The sequence below is a fragment of the Rhizobium sp. P1_E6 genome (genome assembly GCF_056405875.1).
The window spans coordinates 1-1520 of record NZ_JBFUBG010000269.1 but is presented as its reverse complement, the minus strand read 5'-3'; the positions used below and the strand labels follow the sequence as shown (position 1 = coordinate 1520).

The following is a 1520-nucleotide window of genomic DNA, read 5'->3' as shown; positions in this document are numbered from 1 at the left end:
CGCAAAGGTCACCCACGGGTCAGCGAGGGGGGCACGCCTGAGGGCTTCGCAAGGCTGGAACAGGTTATCGTCTCTCCCTCTGGCGGTGGGTTTTCGTCTCCGGTCGATGCCACATTGCAAGCGATTGGGCGCCACCGGATGATCGTAGCGTCTGCCGCCTCCTTCCTCGTCGTCCCGGAAATTGTCGCCGCCAGTGACCTCGTCGCGCTCGTTCCAGAGCGCCTGCTGAAAGGCCGGGCCTTGCCGCTTGAAATCGTCGATGTTCCGTGGCTCCTTGAACGCTTCCAGCTTGAGCTTCTATGGCACGAGCGCACTCAGGGTCATCCTGCACAGGATTGGACCCGCCAATTCATCTGCGCCCTCGTGGCGCAATGAACGCCGCCGGTCGCCGGCCGAGCTGCGAATTTCAGGGACCGACAAGGCACTGCGTGCCTCGCGGTTGATCGACCGGAGAAACCTACGACTCGCCGATGCTGTAAGGCAGAATCGTCCGCACATCGTGGTCCACATGAAGTTTGCGCATCAAGGGGGGAACAGCGCGCTGCGGACAGCCGACACGCTCGCAGATCCGGCAGGAAATGCCGATGGGAGCGAAATTCTTGCGGGCGGGCAAGTCGAGATCATCCGCATAGACGAAAGCGTGCGCATAGGAGATTTCGCAGCCGAACGCGATGGCGTAGCGTGGTTGCGGGTGATGAAATCCCGAGCCGAATTTGGTGATCTGCGTGGCGAGACAGAGATATCTGACGCCGTCCGGCGTCTCTGCCAGCTGCCTGATGATACGGCCCTGTGCCTCGAACGCCTCATGCACGTTCCAGAGCGGGCATGCGGCGCCGAACCTCGCAAACTGCAGTTTCGTCGCGCTATGGCGCTTGGTGATGTTGCCGGCGCGGTCTATGCGGGCAAAAAAGACCGGAACACCTTTGTTTCCCGGTCGCTGCATCGTGCTCAGCCTATGGCAGACCTGCTCCAGGCTCGCACCGAAACGCGCGGCGAGCAATTCCAGGTCGTGCCGAAGCCCTTTGGCCGCCGTTAGGAATTCACCGTAGGGCAGCAGCAGCGCACCGGCGAAATAGTTTTGCAAACCGATCTTGCAGATTTCCAACGCTTCGGCAGTGCGAAAATTAGCGTTGCGCGCGATCGGTTCGATGAGGTCGGAGGCGTGAAGCTGAGCGATCTGCAATGCGATCTGAAAATCGCGGGTGGCGGCCGGTGCATAGCGGCTCAGGGACAAAGTCCGGGCGGTCTTGTCAAACCTGCGGAGCACTTGATCGTCAGGCTCTAACCTTTTTATCTCGACCTGGTACTGCGATCTCAAGAAACCGGACAGGGCGGAATAGTTGTCGCCGTCCCCAAGCCGTAGTGCCGTCGCCAGTTTCTCCGCCTCCATGTCGAGCTGGTGGATATAGTTATCGACAAAATGAAAGAAGTCGCGAACTTCCTCGTAAGACGTCGTCTCGGCAAGCGAGGCGGAACGACCGAGGCTGTCGCTGAGGCCGACAAGCTGCTCGTTGTTTTGC

2 protein-coding genes are annotated in these 1520 nt (G+C 60.1%); one reads left to right on the top strand and one right to left on the bottom strand.

What is annotated here, in order from left to right; genetic code table 11:
• Window positions 1–375: LysR substrate-binding domain-containing protein (locus AC1D35_RS36115; RefSeq protein ID WP_477942811.1), on the top strand; the 375-nt coding region annotated here is incomplete at its 5' end.
• Between the two features lie 82 nt (window positions 376–457).
• Here the strand turns inward: AC1D35_RS36115 and AC1D35_RS36110 are convergent.
• Window positions 458–1520 (bottom strand): helix-turn-helix domain-containing protein (locus AC1D35_RS36110; protein ID WP_477942809.1); only part of this gene is annotated, 1063 nt, incomplete at its 5' end.